Raw genomic sequence first — 17755 nt, 5'->3', positions numbered from 1 at the left:
GCGCTCCGCTCACTCCGCGTCGAGCGCCGCGCTCACGAGGGCGGCCACGACGCGCTGGCCCTCGGCCGTCATGTGGACGCCGTCGGGCGCCAGCTCGGCCATCCGGTCCGCCAGCGGCGAGTGGGCATCCACGAACCGGGCGCCGGCCGCTCGGGCGACGGCCTCGAACGCCGGCCGGAACGCGGCGACGCGGGCGCCGGCGCCGCGGTACTTGTCGGCGAGCTGGTCGTCCGGCCCGTAGGGCGGCGGGGCGACGACGGTCACGCGGGGGACGGCGCCGCCGGGGTACGGGTACGTCTGGACGCGCTCGACGAGCGTCCGCAGGTTCTCGACCACTTCGTCGTGGCGGCCGTCGAACACGGCCTTGGCGTCGTTCGTGCCGAGCCCGATCACGACCTCGTCGAGGGGCCAGCCGTCGGCCTCCCGGAGCGCGCTCGACAGGTACCCGTCGAGCTGGCGGAGCGCGTTGAGGCGCTCGTTGTCGAGGTTGTCGAACCCGAGGGTCCCGCCCGAGACCGAGCGGTTGACGACGACGTCGGCCGGGCGGAGGTCTCGGAGGGCGGCCACCCAGCCCGTCTCCGAGGCCCCGTTCGAGTCGCCGACGGTGAGCACGACGCGCCGCCGGGTCCGCGTCGAGAGCCGGTGGCCGAGGAGCCAGTCGTAGACGCCGGAGTCGCCGTAGGCGGGGTCCCAGGCGTTGTGGCCGACGTCGGGGTAGACGGTGAACCGGACGTCCCCGCCGCAGCGCTCCAAGCGGGACACCATCTCGACCGACCGGTCGGGGTGGACGACCCGGTCGCGCGCGCCGTGGAACGCCCAGACCGGCACGTCGCGCGCGGCGCACAGCCCGATCCAGTTGCCGCCGCCGCAGACCGGCGCCGCCGCCGCGATCCGGTCCGGGAAGGCCTCGACGGCCTCCCAGGTGCCGAACCCGCCCATCGACAGGCCGGTCACGTAGACGCGGTCGGCGTCGATGCGGAACCGGGCCTGGGCGTCGTCCAGCGCCGCGCCGATGCGGGCCGCCGTCCACCGCCCGCCGAACGGGACCTGGGGCGCGACGACGACGAACGGCATCGGCCGCCCCTCGCGCGCCTCTTTCAGCGGCCCGTGCACGCCCACGAGGTCGAGGTCGGTCCCCCGCTCGCCGGCGCCGTGCAGGAACAGGAGCAGCGGCCACGGCTCGCTCGTGTCGTCGTAGCCGTCCGGCAGCCGGGCGAGGTACTGACCGTCGACGGGTTCCGTGTGGCTGCCGGAGAAGCCGTAGGCCGCGACGCGCGGGTCCGGCTCGTCGGCGGGCTGGGCGCTGGCAGCGGTCGCCAGCAGGGCGAGGAGCATCGGGAACGCGCGCGTCATGGCGAGGCGGAGAACGTGGCGAGCCAGGCGACGAACCGGTCGGGCCACGACGCGACGGGTCCGCCGGCGACGCCCATCCCGAAGCCGTGGCCGCCGCCCGCGTACAGGTGCGCCTCCGAACGGACGCCGGCCGCCAGCAGCGCGGCCCAGACCTCGGCCGAGGCCGCGGCCGGGTACCGGTCGTCGGCGGCGTGGGCGAAAAACATCGGCGGCGACTCCGACGTGACGCGCTCGGCGTAGCCCTCCGGCACGACGGGGTAGACGGCTGCCACGAACGACGGCGCCCCGCTGGCGGACGCGCCCTCCGCTGCCGCCAGCGCATGGTGCCCGCCGGCCGAGAACCCCAGCAGCCCGACGCGCGCCGGGTCGATCCGCCAGCCGGCGGCCCGCTCGCGGACCCAAGCGACGGCGGCGCGGGCGTCCTGTGCGCCGAGCGCGTTCGGCCACCCGCCCGTCCGGTAGGTCAGCACGAACGCGGCCACGCCGCGCGCGGCGAGCCACCGCCCCAGGTCGTGCCCCTCCTTGTCCACGACGACCCGGCCGAACCCGCCGCCGGGCAGGATCACGACGGCCGCGCCGGTGCGCAAGCTGTCGGGCGGGAGGTGCGCCTGGACGGCCGGCGAGGTCACGTCGCTCAGGCTCCGGTTGAGGCCGAGCGCGTTCCGGGGTCGCTCGCGGTTCTCGACCGTCGGCGTCGGCAGCGCGCCCGCCAGCGGGACCGCGACGGGGTCCGCGACGTGCGGCCAGTCTTGCGCCGCGACGGGCAGGGCCAGCACGAGCAGCAGCGCCAGCCGGCTCACTCCCGTTCCGGGACCTCGGCCAGCGCGCCGACTACGACCGGCAGCATCCGGTCGGCGACGAACCGGTTGCCGGCGTCGTTGAGGTGGACGCCGTCCTTCGTCAGCACGTCCTGGTAGGCGTCGTCGGGGTTGTGGTCGGCGAGGAACGAGACGAACGACTGGCGGAGGTCGCAGACGGGCGCGTCGTGGTCGGCGGCGACGCGGCGGACGACGGCGGCGAAGGCGTCGAGCATGGCGTCGGGCTCGTTCCCGCTCGTCCGCTCGCCGATCACGCTGGGCGTGCAGAGGACGAGGTCGGCCCCGCTCGCGTCGACGCGGGCCGCCAGCTCGCGAAGGCGCGTCTCGTAGACGTCGATAGGCGTGCCCGGCGGGTCCCACCGGAAGTGCCGCCAGACGTCGTTGATGCCGATGTAGACGACGGCCACGTCGGGCCGGCGGGCGGCGAGGTCGCGCTCGAAGCGTTGGAGCAGGTCGGCGACGGTGTTGCCGCTCACGCCGGCGCCGATCACGTCCACGTCGGGCGCGACGGTGCGCAGGCTGTCGCGGACGAGCGAGACGTAGCCGGCCGGGCGCGCGCCGGCCTCGGTGATCGAGTCGCCGAAAAAGAGGACGCGGCGCCGGCGGTCCGGCGCGGGCGCGTCGGCGGCGAGGTCGAGGGCCACGTCGTCGAGCATCTCGTGGCGGCCCTGGAACACGGTCAGGGAGATCGGCCCCGACTGGCGCTCGTAGAGCACGTCGCGCCCGCCGATCTGACGCGCGGGCGGGTCGGGCCAGCCGAGCGAGGCCAGCAAGACGGCCGCGTCTCCGCCCACGAAGTCTTCGCCGTCCGGCGCCTCGCCCGATTCTTCCGCCAGCGACCGCGCGAGGTGGTCGTAGAAGAACAGCGAGTGCGTGATCGGGACGCTCCCGTCGGTCCCGTCGCGGACGCCGGCGTACAGCCGCACGCGCGTCGGGTTCTCGTAGGTGAGCTTGCCGAGCGGGGCCGGCTGCCACAGCGGCGACCGCCGGCGGGCCTCGGCCACGTCCAGCGCGCCGCCCTCTGAGCCCGTGCAGTCGAGCACGTCGCGGTGGTACTTCGACGCCCGCGCCGCCGACTCCCGGTGCCACGCCTCCAAATCCGTGATCGGCACCCAGGCGTCGTACGAATCCACCGGCTCCGCCCCGCGCATGAGGTGGACGAGCGCCGCGTACCCCCCGCCGCTCGACCCGACGACGCGGACTTCACTCGCCTCGGTTTCCGCCCGCGCGAACGCGATGGCGTCGTCGAGATCGGACACCACGGCGTCGGAGCCGCACGCGGTCGGCTGGGTGTTCGGCCCCTGGAAGTCGGGGTGGACCCAGTTCCAATCCCGCTCCATCGCCTGCCCGATCAGGCTCGCCGAGCGCTGGCGCCAGTCGCCGCTCCAGGTGTGGAGCGAGACCACGAGCGGCCGGCCGGGCCGGCTCGCGCGCCACAGCAGGGCCGGCTGGTGGGAGCCGTCGGCGCGGGCGATCTCGACGGCCTCGACGCCGTCGGGCCAGCCGTCGGTGGCCGGGTCGTCGTAGTCCGGCTGGGCGCCGGCCGACGCCGCCAGCGCGACCAAGAGGACGGCGCGCGCCAGCGTCGCGTACCAGCGCCGTCCTCCCCGCGCGCCCATCTGGGGAGGGCGGGGGTCGTGGTGCGGAGTCAGAGCCCGCCCGATGAGCACATCGGGTCCCCTCTCCTCGGGGAGAGGGTTAGGGTGAGGGGGCGGCCGGTCCAAGCACAGCGCCCGTCGCGAGACGCCAGACCCCTCACCCCGTCCCTCTCCCGTGGGGAGAGCGGACCTCGCGAGCGACGTCCGCGTCTCGACCCGCAATGCCCCGTCCCAGAACGTGCGAGTCGACGAACCCCGAACCCTAAACCCCGAACCTGTCATTTGATGATCGCCAGCTTGCCGATGTACTCGCCCACACCGGGCGCCTCGACGTGGTAGATGTACATCCCCGACGCGATGTCGAGGTTCTCGGACGTCTTGAGGTCCCACGACAACTGACCGTCGCCGCCGAACCCCTGGTGATCCAGCCTCCGGATCAGCTCGCCCCGGATGTTGAAGATGCGGATCGTCGCCGTCTCGGGGAGGTGGCGGAACTGGACCTCGCGCTCGCCGCGCCCGCCGGCTTGGGGGCTCGCCTGCTCCCACGCCGCCGCGCCGACGTAGGGGTTCGGGACGACGCGGATCGCGTCCAGCTCGCTCGTCGCCGTCTCGGTGTCGGTGAAGGAGCCGCGCACAGTGAACTGGAAAAAGTCGCCGGTCGCGAACGGGCGGAGCCGGTTGATCTGGAGCCGGGCGCCGTCGCGCGGGCTCGGCCCGCCGTCGGACTCGAACGTGATCCGGTGGCGGATCGTCCGGTCGTTGTCGGCGTTGCGTTCCAGGATCAGCAGGGCGTCGGCCGGGCCGAAGGCGCCGTCGTCGTCGAGGTCGCGGATGACGAGGTCGGCCTCGGTCCCCAGCGTGGTGTTGACGGCGAAAATGGGGATCTCGGTCCGCAGGAACCGGTCGATCCGGTAGCGCGGCGGGAGGTAGAGCGGCCCGTTGGGGTCGGTCCACATGACCTCGTAGTCGTAGACCGAGAACCCGTAGTCCTCCTCCCCGACCGGCTCCTCGACGGTGATTTGCCAGTCGGTCATGTAGCTCGGCAGCGTCGTCGGGTCGCGCGAGTAGATGAGCCCGTCGGGGCCGTCGCCGACCCAGCCCAGGCGCTCGCGGTCGACATCGAACGAGTCGTCGTTGTCGAAGGTCAGGAACAGGCCGGCCAGGCCAGGCGAGGACGGGTTGAACGGCGTGCGCGGCAGCAGGACCTCGCCCGAGGCCACGTCGACCACGCGGTACTCGGCCGTCTGATACTCGTCGTCGCCGGCCTCCTCGGCGCCGAAGAACTCGACGCGGAACACACGGTCGCCGGCCGCCAGCGCCTCGTCGTAGACCGTCACCGAGACCGAGCCGGTCCCGACGGGCTGGCCGTCGGGCGCGCCGGCCAGCGGCGAGGTCCCGTCGTTCGGCGACGTCCGCCCGGTCGGGCGGCTCAGGTCCTCGTTGACGCCGGCCGAGACGAATCCGGCCGCGTCGGCGCGCGGGGTCACCACGGCCGCGTTCCGGCTCAGGCCCCGCAAGTTGAAGAGGGCGTCGACCGAGATGTTGAACGTGTTGATCTGGGGCTCGACGCTTTCCGAGTCGTCGCCCTCGGCCGGCCGGCCCACGCCGTCGTCGCCAATCTCGAAGCGGCCGCAGCCGCGGTCGTAGGCCACAAGCGCGTAGTAGTACGTGAACCCGTTGCGGACGTCGTCGTCGACGTAGAAGAACTGCAAGCCGCTGTCGGTGCCGAGGTTGAACCGGAGGTCGCCGCCGAGCGCGTCGGTGGTCCCGGTAATCCCGTTCTGGATGTCCCACTGGGCGATGGGCTCGTAGAACGTCGGCGTGCCGAAGGCGTCGGAGATCGTCCGGGCGTCGGACAGGAGCGGGTCGGTCCCGCGGTAGAGCTTGTAGCCCTCGAAGTCGAAGGCCTGGCAGAACCGGTCGAAGCTTTGGAGCGACAGGTTGTCCCAGGTCAGCGTCACGCGGCCGTCGCCGGCCTGGGCCGTCAGGCGCGGCGCGATGGGCGGCTGGGCAAACTGGTAGTCGGCGTTGTAGATCGACTGGACAGTGACGCGGTTCTTGAAGAAGTCCCGCTCGTCGGAGCCGAACAGCCAGGCCGTCGAGAAAAAGTCGGTCGAGAGCGACGGGTCCTGGTCGAACGGCACGAGCCCGGTCGGGCCGGAGGCGAACAGCAGGAACGGCTCGAGGTCGCCCTGCTGGCGGCTCGGGCGCGTGCCGAGCGGGAACTGCGCGTCCAGGATCTCGCTGAAGATGAGCTCGTCGAAGCGCAGGATGCCCTCGTAGTAGCTCCGCGAGTCGAGGTCGAAGCCCGTCAGCCCGATCTGGTCCGACTCGTCGACGTCGGTCCGGTCGAAGTCGGGCTCGCCGCGGTCCGGCACGCCGTCGGCCTCGCCGGTGTCGGGGCCGGGGTAGCCGACGTCGAACGGGCCGAGCCCGTCGAGGCCGAAGTCGCTCCCCAGCGGCTCGCCGTCGTCGAACTGGCCGTTCTCGTCGAGGTCGGTGAACGTGACCCAGTCGAGGTTCTCGTCGCCGGTCCACCAGCGGCCCTGCTCGTAGGCCGGGCGCCGGGCGAGCACGTCCTCCAGCGTGGTCTGGCCGGGCTCGGCGTTGAACGCGATAAAGTTGGCGACGTCGTAGTTGGCCTCGACGTAGGCCCGGATGTTGTCCTGGCCGGTGATGAGCGTGCCCGGCCCGCTAAACCGGCTCTCGTCGGTGATCCCGTCCTCGTCGTTGTCCAGCCCGTCGACCGGCTCGGCCGGGCTCTCCAAAAAGGCGATGCCGGTGTAGCCGCAGTCGTAGGTCCCGCCGGTCGGGCGCGTGCACAGGCCGGCCTCGTCGTAGCCGAACGCCACGTCGATCTGGGGGTCGAACGCCGCGATCTCGTTGCCCTCGGGCGGCAGGCCGTAGTCGATGATCTGCGAGAAGTACAGCCGGTCGTGGTTGTACCCGCCGACGTTGCTGACGGTGTACAGGATGAACATGGCGTCCTCGCTCAGCACGTTCGCCCACTGCAACGAGCGGATGGCGACCTGGAGCCCCAGCCCGCCCAAGCTCTCGTCGGACGGGTCGTTGTAGAAGACGCCGAACTCGCTGTTGAGCCGGCCCGTCGTGGGGTCGATCCGGTACGTGTAGTCCGTCCGGTCGTTCATGACGTAGTACGCCTCCAAATCCGCGTTGAACACCCCCTTGCCGAAGATCCCGTTCCAGCCGGCCGTGCTCGGGTCGTTGTCCACGTCGTCGTAGCGCCAGCCGGGGTCGTCGGGGTTGTCCAGTCGGTCGGGCCAGAAGGCGGGCCACGAGGTCGGATCGTTCGAGAGCGCCGGCGTGGGCCGGCGGCGGCCGGTCACGGGGTCGATGCGGAGCGGGTTGTTGAACCCCTCGATGGGCAGGAACCCCCAGATCAGGTCGTCCGGCCCGCGCACGACACCGCTCCGGTAGTTGAGCACGACGGGCGTGAGCGTCGTCGGGCTGCCGTCCTCCATCCGGCCCTCGACCTGGCCGGCGATCACGACGCCGATCCCGTCGATGTGGCGCCCGCCGATCCCGCGCGGCCAGACGCCGTGCGGCGTGTCGCCGAACCGAGCCCACTCGCCGTGGTTGCGGAAGTTGGTCTCGATCAGGTTGCCGTCCAGGATGCCGCGAGCAATCGCCGTCTCGCGCGACAGGAACTCGGGCGGGACGATGGTCTGGGCCGCCGCCGCCGGGGCGAGCAGAACAGCCGCCAGCAGCAAGGCGCGCATGGGGGGAAGGGTCGGAGTCATCGGATGGTAACCGTGTGGGAGGCGCGGGCGGGCAGGCGCCCCAGGCGGACCGTCAGGGTGCGGGCGCCGGCGTCGTACGACCAGCCGCGGCCGTCGGCGGTCTCGGCGAGCGCCGCCCCGCTGGCGGTCACACTCGCGGGCCGGTCCTGGTCGCGGACGGAGAGCGTCCACGCGCGGTCGGTCGGGGCGCCGTCGAACGTGCCGGCCATCGCGCCGACGGTCACCGCCAGCGCGTCGCCGTCGCGCCGGGCCGTCAGCTCGGTCCGGCCGACGGCGCCGTCGAGGTAGGCCGGGCTCGTCCCGTCGTCCTCGGCGAGTGTGAACCGGGCAGTGCCCGAGGTCGGGGGCGTGACGTCGAGCGTGAGGTGGTCGTTCGTGCCGGCCTCGACCGACCGCGCGTAGTCGCGCATCGGGACGATGGAGCCGGCGCGGACGAACAGCGGCAGCCGGTCCATCGGCGCCTCGACCGTCGCCGTGGTGCCGCCGGCGTGGCGCTGGCCGGTCCAGTAGTCGACCCACTCGCCCTCGGGGAACGCGACTGGGCGCGACGTCGCGCCGTACTCGGTGACCGGGGCGACCAAGAACGCCGGGCCGAACGTGAACTGGTCGGGGTGCTCGGTCGTCCCCTCGACCATCGGCTCGCCCGTGTCGCGCAGGCGGTGGGCGACGGCGTAGCGGTACGGGAAAAGGCGGGCGCGGAGGTGGGTGTACTCCCGAAACGTCTCCTGGGCGCTCGGGCCGAAGTTGAACGGCATGTTCGACGTCGGATTCTGGTACGACGCGAACACGTGCATGACCGGGGCGAAGGCCGAGAACTGGACCCAGCGCATGTAGAGCGCGTCGCCCATCTCGGTCGAGCCGTAGAAGTTGAACCCGCCGGTGTCGTGGCTGAGGAACGGGATCTCGGACGTGGACAGGAGCGGGTCGGCCAGCATCTCGACGTTCTCGCGGTAGGCGCCCATCGCGTAGACCCGCTGGTCGGGCCAGCCGGGCTGGCTCCACGCCGTCTTGGCGTCGCCGGACCATTTGGCGGGGTAGCGCACGAAGTCGGGGTCGTCGGAGAAGTGGAGGTGGGCGAGCACGAAGCCGCGCCCGCCGGTCTCGTGGCCCATCTCGGCGGTCGCCTCAAAGTTGGTGCGCGTGAACGGGACGTCGGCGCTCCGGTCGAGTTTGAGGAAGTCGAGGCCGGCGTCGAAGAACGGGGCCAGCTTGCCGCGCCAGTAGGCCACGACCTCGGGGCTCTCGAAGTCGAGGTCGCACGTCATCGAGTCGGAGCCCTCGTTGTGCCACCCGCTCGTGTTCCGCTCGACGCGGACGCACAGGCCGCGGTCGACGGCGTCCTGGAATACTTCCTCATTCCCGTCCTGCAAAATCGTGTTCCAGATCCAGATGCCCGACTTGACGCCCTGCGCTTCGAGCGCGCTCCAAAACGCTTCGACGTCGGGGTACGCCTCCCGGTCGCCCTCGAAGTCCAGGTAGCCGCCCGGCCCGTCGCCCTGGCGCGTGTAATCCCAGAACCACGAGTCGACCCAGTAGGCGTCGATGGGGTAGTCGTCGGCGACCAACCGGTCGACGCGGTCGACGGATTCTTGCTGGTCGGTGTATCCGCCGTACAGCACGCCGAAGGCCCACGCCGGCGGGAGCACGACGTCGGGCCGCGGGCCGGCGGCCCGCTGGCGGACGCCGCGGTCGGTCGTTTCGGGCGGGCCGATCCCCTCGGGCGTCCAGTCGGCGTCCCACGCCAGCACCAGCTTGTCGACGCGGGCGTTCTCCGGCCCCGTCACCAGCACGCTCGACCGGCCCGCCGGCACCGCCAGCCGCGCCGCGCCGCGCGTCCAGCGTATCGCGTAGTCCTCGAAGGCGACCTCCGACGTGTGCCCATCGAGCGAGACCGTCACTGGCCCCTCGGCCCCCCTCCCTTGCCGGCCGAGCACCCAGACCGTGACCGTGCCCGGCTGGGCCACGTCGAGCGCCACCTCGAACGGCGTCTCGTCGCGCGCGCGGAGGTGCGTCCCGGTCCACTCGTCGTGCCGCGTCCAGCCGCCCACCGTCGGCGTGTGCTCGACCTCGACGGACACCAGCCCGGCCGCGTCGACGTAGGGCGCGCGGCGGACCTCGGCGCCATCGGGCGTCGTGAACAGGGCCTGGGCGAGGAAGAACGTGAGGGCGAGGGTCATGTCGAGGCGTGCGTCGGCTGAAAGGGGTGCGGAGAGAAGAGGAGGTGAGGAGAAGAGGTCTGATGTGAGGCTGGGCAGTCCCTACTCGTCTGTCACGCCGAGGCTCGGCGGGCGGCGCGCATCAGGGCGCGGAAGGCGGACGAGTCGACGCGGACCTCGGCCCGCTGGCGGAGCGCCGGGAGCAGCGCCAGCTCGGGCACGCGCGGGGCCAGCCGGCGGGCGACCGAGTCGCGCTGGGCCGCCGTGATGCGGACGCCGTCGTCGGACCGCCGCGCGACGTGGACGACGGCCCACGCCCCGTCCGGCAAGCCCGTCACGACGGTCTGGCCGACGGGCGCGCGGCGGAGCGCGTCGCGGAGGTTCTGGGCCTGGGCCACCGCCAGCCCGTCGAGCGCGCGGTAGCCGGGCCGTGCGGCGGGGTCGGCGCCCGCGTCGCGGACGGCCTCGCCCTCGGCCGCGGACGCGACGGGGACCGCCCAGCCGTCGACGCGCGTCGTCCGGGCGAGGCGGGCGCGGAGCCGGTCGAGCGCCCGGTCGGTGACGTCGGCCGGGGCGCGGTCGGGGGCCTCGGCCTCCAACGTGCGGCGCATCAGGGCCGTCAGGATCTGGCGCTCGGCCCGAGCCGTCTCACGCTGGACGAACGGGTCGTCGGCCAGGCCGGCGGCTTGGGCGCGGCGGGCGAACACCTCGTTGCGGAGGGCGCGGCCGACGGACGCGGCCGGCCGCGTCATCAGCTCGGCGAACGGCATCGTCGGGAGCCAGCGGACGGCGTCGGCGGCGGTGAACGCGCGCGTCTGGCCGCCCTCGGCGTACGTCAGCAGGACGGTGCCCGGCGCCAGCGCCTCGCTCAGCGCCCGGGCGTCCTGGACCCGCAACTCGCCCGGCCCCTCCGTCGGCGCCTCGACCGGCTCTAGCCCAGTCACGGCCTGGGCAAACTGGCGCATCGCCTCGGGCCGCACGCGGACGTTCAGGGCCGCCATCTGGGACCGCACGAACGCGCCGCCGTCCAACCGCCGCTTGCGCTGGGCCACCTGGTTCGTCAGCCCCTCGCGGCGGGCGTCGAGCCCGTCGGCCGTCAGCAGCGGGGCCGTCACGACGTCCAACGTCTGGACCAGGTGCCAGCCGTACGGCGAGCGAACCGGCCGCGACACGGAGCCGGGGTTCTGCCCGAACGCCGCTTCGGCGACCGCGTCGTCGATCTCGAAGTAGCCGACCTCGCCCAGCACGCCCGCCGAGTCGGCGCCGACGCCGAACGCCTGGGCGGCCACCTCCGCGAACGGCCGGCCCGCGACGACCTGGGCGTAGGCGGCAGCGGCTTCGTCCTCCGTCTGGAACAGCGCGTGGCGGACCGACGCCTTCGCTGCGTCGCGGGCGTAGGCGCTGCGAATCTCGGCCTCCGTTGGCGTCGGCAGCGACGCCAGAAAAGCGTGGTCGTAGTACGCCGACGCCAGCGCCTGGTCGCGCCGTGCCGCGAGCGACTGGCGGACGGCCGGGTCGGCGTCGAGCCCGCGCGCGCGCGCCTCTTGGGCCAACAGCGCCTCGGCGATCAGGCGGTCGAGGTGCGCCCAGCGGCCGGCCTCGGTGTCCGGCTCGCCCGTTCGGAGCAGGCGGTCGATGTAGGTTCGCTCGAAGTCCTCCGCCCGGATCGGTTCGCCCGCGACCTCGGCCACGACGCCGGCCGGCGCGGGCACGGCCGGCTCAGCGTCCGGGCCGCAGCCGGCCGCCAGCACCGCGAGCAGGAGGAGCCATCGGGTCATGTCGTAGCGCTTCAAATCGAGCCCGACGAGTGCGAGAGGTGTCGCGTGCTGCGTGTCGCGTGGCGGACGTCAGGACACGCACCACGCACTACGCACGATGTCCGAGCACACGCGAGGAGAAAATCTCGGAGGTCCACTAAAACGTCATCCGGACGTCGATGAGCTGGGTCGAGCCCAGGAAGTCGAACGGGACGTAGGCCATGTCGACGCCCAGGCGGATGCGGCCGGCGTCGACCTCGATGCCAGCGCCGTAGGCGAGGTGCGCGTCGACGGTCGCCTCGCCCGCCGTCAGGTTCTGGTAGCCGACGCGGCCCGCCAGCGCGACGCTGCCCAGGACGTACCGGGCCTCGGCGCCGAAGTCGCCGTTGAGCTCGAAGTCGTTGATCTGCTCGACGTCGGCCATGAGCCGGACCTCGGCGTTGCCCTGGCGGATGGCCGGGACCGACACGCCGAGCTCGAACGAGAGCGGGAGGTTCCAGGCCGAGATGTCGTAGCTGGCCGGGATCTGGTCGTTGTTGCCGGCATTCGTCGGGTCGGGGTCGACGAACACGCGGCCGTTGATCCCCTCCATCTCGAGCGCGCTGCCGAAGTTGCGGATCGACGCCGCCAGCCGGGACCCGTTGAGGTACGGCGTCTCGAGCACGAACCCGAGGTCGAAGGCCACCGACGTCCCCGCCATGTCCCGGATCGACTGGCGGACGTACTTGGCCGTCCCGCCGACCGTGAACCGGTCCGTCAGCGGCAGCGCGTACGTCAGGCCCGCCACCAAGTCGCTGGCCCCGTACGTCTCGCCGGTGTCCTCGTCGAACTCCGTCGTCACGTCGACGCGGCCGTAGTCGACGCTCACGACGTGGAACCCCACGACGCCCGCGCCAATCGGCACCGTCAGCGCGCCGACGTCTTGGGTGATGTCGGCGAACAGCTCCTGATGCGACAGGAGCACGCCGCCCTCGCCGATCCGCTGGGCCGAGGCCGCCGCACCGGGGTTCCACAAGAGCGCCTCCGTCCCGTTCACCGCCGCCGTGCCGGCGCCGCCGAGCGCCGTCGTCCGGGCACCAGCGTTCATGGTCAAAAAGGGCGCCGCCGTCGTGCCCACGCGGGTCTGGGCGGAGGCGGGGACGGCGAGGAGGGCGGCGAGCGCCCCGAGCAGAAGCAGCTTCATGGCGCTAGAGGGACACGCGGAGCCCCAGGCTCACGCGGCGGGGGGAGCCGAAAAAGCTCGGCTGGTACACGTACTCGTCGATTGAGTTGATGCCGCGGATGAGCGAGCCCCGGTACAGCTCGGCCTGGACCGACTCCGTCGCCAGCCCGGTGTCGGGGTAGACCCGGCGCTGGACCACGGCGTCCGTCAGGTTATCCACCTGCAAGAACGCCTCGGCCTTGGGCACGAACGGGACCCGGTAAAAGACGCGGGCGTCGACGGTGAACGAGGCCGGCTGGTCCTGGTCGTTCTTGACGACGGAGTTGATGAACTCCCGGACCGACGTGTACGGCGTCCCGCTCTGCAACCGGCCCAGCAGGCTCGCCCGGAGCGGCCCCTGGCGGTAGCCCAGCGTCCCGTTGAGCGAGTGCCGACGGTCCCAGTTGAGCCGGACCAGCCGGACCTCCTCGCGCTCGCCGCTGGCGCCCCGGATGAACGACTCGCCGGGGTCCGACGCCGTGCCCTCGGCGAACTGGTAGGTGTAGTCGACGGTCCAGTTGATCGGGCTCGTGCGGCTGGCCCGCTGGAACAGCGACAGCGTCACGCCCCGCACCGTCCCGATGTCGACGTTGATCCAGCGCGAGACGAAGTTGCCGCGCGGGTCGAGCTCGACCTGCGTCCCGGTCAGGTTGCGGATGTCCTTCGAGTAGGCCGTGACCTCGATGCCCAGCGAGTTCGTGATGCCCTGCTGGATGCCCATCTCGAACGCCATCGTCCGCTCGGGGTCGAGCGCGGCGTTGCCGAACAGGCCCGGCTCGTACTCCGGGTTCGTGTACAACAGCGAGAACCGGGGCGTCTGGAAGAACATCCCGGCCGAGAACCGGAGCACGCCCGTCGCCGAGATCGGGAAGGCGATGCCGAGCCGGGGGCTGACCTGGAACGAGGCCGGCGCGTCGGTCCGGTTGAAGACCGAGTCGGCCGGGCTGGCGGGGTCGCGGAAGTAGAGGCTGTCGGCGAGCGCCCACTCGACGGGGATGAGGTAGTTCGGGTCGAAGTAGTCGGCGCGGACGCCGGCGTTGATGATGAGCGCGTCGAGCTCGATCCGGTCCTGGACGTAGACGCCGGCCTCGAACGGCTGGGCGTCGAGCCGGTCGTCGGCGAACCGGCTCGGGTTGAGCCGGACCGTCTGGCCCTCGGCCGACGGCTCGACGAGGGTGGCCTGCTCGCGGTTGTTGAGCGAGTGCGCCCGGACCTGGAACCCGGTCTTGATCAGGTGGACCGAGTTCAGCTGGCTCTCGACGCTGCCCACGACCGTGTGCGTCGCCGTGGTCCGGTCGGTCCGCCCGAGGTTGTTGCCGCCGAGCGAGAAGGCGTACAGGCCGGACCCGCCCAGGTTGGACGCGACGTAGCGGGGGTCGAGCGGGTCCTCGTAGAGGTAGCTCTCGGTGTTGTCGCGGAGGAAGCTGTAGCTGAGGTTGACGAACATGTTCGTCCCGGCGAGGTAGCGGATGGCCGCGATGTGCGTCTGGGTGAACCCGTACGACGACGCGAGCCCGTCGGGGTTGTACTTGAACGGCTGCGAGTACGGCGTGTAGTCGCTGCCCTGCAAGAACACGTTGTAGTCCAGCTTGAGCGCGTCGGTCACGTTGTAGACCGCGTTGCCGTTCAAGCTCATCCGGGTGCCGCCGTCGAGCGGGACGAAGGCGCCGTCGCCGTTCGAGTCGATCCGCCACGTCTCCGGGTCGCCGCTGGCAATGCCGAAGAACGTGTCGCCGCGGTCGTTCTGCGACGACGAGCTGTCGGACGGCAGGAACAGCCGCCGGCCGATGTCGGTGCCGCGGTCCTGGATGTAGCGGCCGGACACCCGGACGCCGAACCGGCCGGGGAGGATCGGCCCGCCGAACGACAGTTGCTGGTCGACCACGTTGACCAGCCCGGCGGCCTCGCCGTACGGGACCCGGACGGTCTGGAATGCCGTGATCGGCAAGCCGTCGCCGGCCGCCTCCGTCCGCTCGGTGAACTCGAGGTCGCGGCCCGACGCAATCGTCCCGGCGTAGCCGAGGTACGACGCCGTCCAGGCTCGGGGCACGTCCTTCGTCACGATGTTGACCACGCCCGACTGGGCCTGGCCGTACTCGGCGTTGAACACGCCCGAGATCACCTCGAGGTTTTCGACCTGGTTCTGCTCGACGGTGAACGCGGCCTGGCCGCTGAACGCGTTGTTGATGGGGACGCCGTTGACGAGGTACGCGACCTCCTGGATGCGCCCGCCGCGGAAGTGGCCGTCCACGACGCCGGCCTGCAAGTTCACGACCTCCTGCAAGTTGATGGCCGGGAGCGCGTCGAGCTGCTCCGAGTCCACGACGGCCTTCGTCGTTGTCCGGTCGGTCTCGACGAGCGGGCGCTCGGCGGTCACGACCACCTCCTCGCCGCCCAGGCTCTCCTCCCGAAGCGTGACGTCGAACGTCGTCGTCTGGTCGATGCGGACCGAGACGTCCTCGGCCCGGGCCGTCGCGTACCCGACGAACCGGTACAGCAGCGTGTACGTGCCCGGCCGGAGCAGCAGGCTGTACTCGCCGTCGACGTTCGTCGCCACGCCGCGCGTGGTCCCGTCGACGACCACGTTCACGGCCGGCATCGGGTTGCCGTCGGCGTCGGTGACCGTCCCGGCCACGCGGCCGGTCGACTGGGCCGCGGCCGGGGCGGCGACGGCCGCCGCCAGCAGGGCGAGCGTGAGGAGGGCGCGGTGCATCGTGGGTCCGGCCAGGCCGGGGCTTCCGACAGAAAAAAGGGCGGGGGACGCCTTCACGCCCCCCGCCCCGAGGGGCGTCCTAGCGGACGACGACCATCCGGCTCGTGGCCGTCCGGTCGCCCGCGTTCAGGCGGTAGACGTAGAGCCCGGCCGCCAGGCCGGAGACGTCGACGCGGACCGTGTGCGGCCCGGCGCGGCGGTCCTCGCGGTCCATCACGCGCAGGACCTCCTGGCCGAGCACGTTGTACACCGTCAGCGAGACCGGGGCGGACTCGGGCAGGTCGAACGAGACCGACGCCGTGCCCGACGCGACCGGGTTCGGGTGGCTCTGGCCCAAGCGGAAGCCGTCGTCGGCCGGGCCGCCTTCCTCAGCCACCGCGACCACGTCGCTGCCCACGAGCGCGACGGCGGGCCACTGGAGCGGCGTGGCGAAGATCTGGCCGTAGGCGCCGTTGATGTCGCCGCGGTCCGTGTCGTAGTACAGCGTCCGGTTCGACGTCGAGAACACGTTGTCGAAGTCCTGATCCTGCAAGTTGAGCGAGAACGGGATAAGCGAGATCTCGTTCGAGGCCGGCCGTTCGAACACGTCCTCGCCGTCGCGGACGATCTCGCTGGCGCCGAACACGGCCATGAACCGGTAGCCCGTCGCCGTGACCTCGACCGCCGGCGAGACGATCTCGCCGATGGGGTCGGAGCCCGAGAACATGTCGACGCCGGTCACCATCCGCTGGCTCGTGTCGTCGGGGTTGTCGCGGAGGAGTTGGAAGAAGACCACGTAGTCCGGCCGGTCGGTCCCGACCTCGGGGAAGAGGTTGCCGCCCGAGGCGATGCCGTCCTCGATCTCGTAGCCGCCGAAGCGCATGAAGATCGAGTCGTACTTCTCCTGGTTGCCCGTCCCGTCGAACCGGCCGTCCTGGTCAGCGTCCTGGCCGGCGATCAGGATGTCGTCCTCGACCTCGGCGTAGACGATGAACAGCGTGTTGTCCTCGTCCTCGGAGTCCTCCGCGAAGGCGACCCAGACGTTGGCGCTGGCGTCGCCGGCCACCTCGGGGTCGCCGAAGTTGAACCCGGTGCCCTCCCCGACGCCCAACTGGAACGGGCGGCGGCCCGAGAGCTCCAGCGCGGCCGGGTCGACGTCGCCGTCGGCGAGGTCGCCGATGATGTCGTCGGCGGCGTCGGCAGAGACCTCGAAGATCCACGGCCGCGTCTCGCGCGTGACCTGGACCGGCCCGCCGGTCGCCAGCGTCATCGTCTCCTCGCCAAACAGGTTGAACGTCGAGACGCCGTAGTACAGGTCGACCGTCTCGTCGCCCACGTTCGGGTGCGGCCGGAGCGCGACGTAGCGGGCCGCGACGTCCTCGGCGTCGGTCGGGTCGAGCGTCGGGAACAGGCGGGGCTCGATGATCGACGTGGCGATCACGTTCATCGAGTCGGCGGCCGTGGCCGGGACGCCCGAGATCGGCGAGCCGCTGAAGTAGGCCCGGTACGCCACGTACGCCGGGTCCTGGACCAAGTCGAGCGTGACCACGTTGTCCGAGACGGCCGGCGTCAGCGGGGCGGCGTAGACCTCGGGCGCGTCGCGGAGGTCGGCGAGGTCGACGTCGCTGTTCCCGATGTAGAAGTCGTCGAACCAGACGGTCGCCGAACCGTCGCCGGACGGGTCGACGGGCCAGTAGGTCCCGACGTTGTAGACATTGGACCACTCGAACTCACGCCAGAACTGGGGGCGCTCGTTCGTGTTCGGGCCGAGCCCGTCGGTCCCGATCGGCCCCTCGGGGTCGACGGCGCCGTCGACGCCGCCGGTCGAGCCGGAGTACTCCCAGTTGGCCGTGAACGGGTCGGGGTTGGCGCCGTCCTTGATGGCCTGGAGCTCGTTGTACGTCTGGGGCGGGAGCGGGATGGCGAGGTCGTGCCACGTCCCGTCGAGCAGGGAGTCCGGGAACGTCCAGTCGAGCCGGAACGGGACGTTGTTGCCGTCGGAGACGTTGCCGAGCGAGCCGAACCGGTCCTCGAACCGGAGCGTGAAGTTGTCGTCGCCCTGGCCGGCGTGGACGGGCTCGGCGCGGAACTTGAAGAACAGCGTGTCGCCCTCGGTCACGTTGTCGAGGAAGCTGATCCCCTCGCGCCCGCCGCTAAAGCGGAAGCCCAGCGTGCGGCTGTCGTTAAAGAAGTCGTACTCGGCGACCATCCCCTCCTCGCCGATCGGGTCCTCGACGGTGCGGAAGTAGGTCCGGGAGCCTTCCAGCGTGAGGCGGAAGTTGAGCCCCTCGGAGAAGAACACGAAGTTGTCCCCAGCCGCGCGCCCGAACTGGGCGCTGGCCTGTGGGACCAGGAGGGTGACGAGGGCGGCCAGGAGGCCGAGACGGGTAGCGGTACGCATGGGCGTCGGGGGTGGAGA

Annotated in this window: 9 protein-coding genes; all 9 read right to left on the bottom strand. The window is 71.9% G+C overall.

What is annotated here, in order from left to right; translation table 11 throughout:
- Nucleotides 1–9: 9 nt before the first annotated feature.
- Nucleotides 10–1353 (bottom strand): GDSL-type esterase/lipase family protein, encoded by a 1344-nt coding sequence (locus ACOOHE_RS19125; RefSeq protein ID WP_420455695.1) that lies wholly within the window; start codon nucleotides 1351–1353, stop codon nucleotides 10–12.
- The gene (locus tag ACOOHE_RS19120) at nucleotides 1350–2153 is read right to left on the bottom strand and encodes an alpha/beta hydrolase (protein WP_420455694.1); all 804 of its coding nucleotides are present in this window, start codon (nucleotides 2151–2153) and stop codon (nucleotides 1350–1352) included. Before ACOOHE_RS19120 ends, ACOOHE_RS19125 begins: the two co-directional genes overlap by 4 nt.
- A complete protein-coding gene (locus ACOOHE_RS19115; RefSeq protein ID WP_420455693.1) occupies nucleotides 2150–3790 on the bottom strand; it encodes a GDSL-type esterase/lipase family protein in 1641 nt (546 codons plus the stop codon). Before ACOOHE_RS19115 ends, ACOOHE_RS19120 begins: the two co-directional genes overlap by 4 nt.
- Before the next feature lie 257 nt (nucleotides 3791–4047).
- Nucleotides 4048–7509: a hypothetical protein gene (locus ACOOHE_RS19110; protein WP_420455692.1), complete on the bottom strand. Its 3462-nt coding sequence runs from the start codon at nucleotides 7507–7509 to the stop codon at nucleotides 4048–4050.
- A gap of 17 nt (nucleotides 7510–7526) precedes the next feature.
- Nucleotides 7527–9707 carry a TIM-barrel domain-containing protein gene (locus ACOOHE_RS19105; protein ID WP_420455691.1) on the bottom strand — a complete coding sequence of 727 codons (2181 nt, stop codon included), beginning with the start codon at nucleotides 9705–9707 and terminating at the stop codon, nucleotides 7527–7529.
- 92 nt (nucleotides 9708–9799) lie between these two features.
- A complete protein-coding gene (locus ACOOHE_RS19100) occupies nucleotides 9800–11464 on the bottom strand; it encodes a peptidyl-prolyl cis-trans isomerase (RefSeq protein WP_420455690.1) in 1665 nt (554 codons plus the stop codon).
- 136 nt (nucleotides 11465–11600) lie between these two features.
- Complete coding sequence (locus ACOOHE_RS19095; RefSeq protein ID WP_420455689.1) at nucleotides 11601–12626, bottom strand: PorV/PorQ family protein; 1026 nt, start codon at nucleotides 12624–12626, stop codon at nucleotides 11601–11603.
- Between the two features lie 4 nt (nucleotides 12627–12630).
- Nucleotides 12631–15357 carry a TonB-dependent receptor gene (locus ACOOHE_RS19090; protein WP_420455688.1) on the bottom strand — a complete coding sequence of 909 codons (2727 nt, stop codon included), beginning with the start codon at nucleotides 15355–15357 and terminating at the stop codon, nucleotides 12631–12633.
- A gap of 79 nt (nucleotides 15358–15436) precedes the next feature.
- Nucleotides 15437–17737: a T9SS type A sorting domain-containing protein gene (locus tag ACOOHE_RS19085; RefSeq protein ID WP_420455687.1), complete on the bottom strand. Its 2301-nt coding sequence runs from the start codon at nucleotides 17735–17737 to the stop codon at nucleotides 15437–15439.
- Nucleotides 17738–17755 lie beyond the last annotated feature (18 nt).

Source organism: Rubrivirga sp. (assembly GCF_965213695.1).
Classification (GTDB): domain Bacteria; phylum Bacteroidota; class Rhodothermia; order Rhodothermales; family Rubricoccaceae; genus Rubrivirga.
This window is presented reverse-complemented; position numbering and strand designations above follow the sequence as displayed.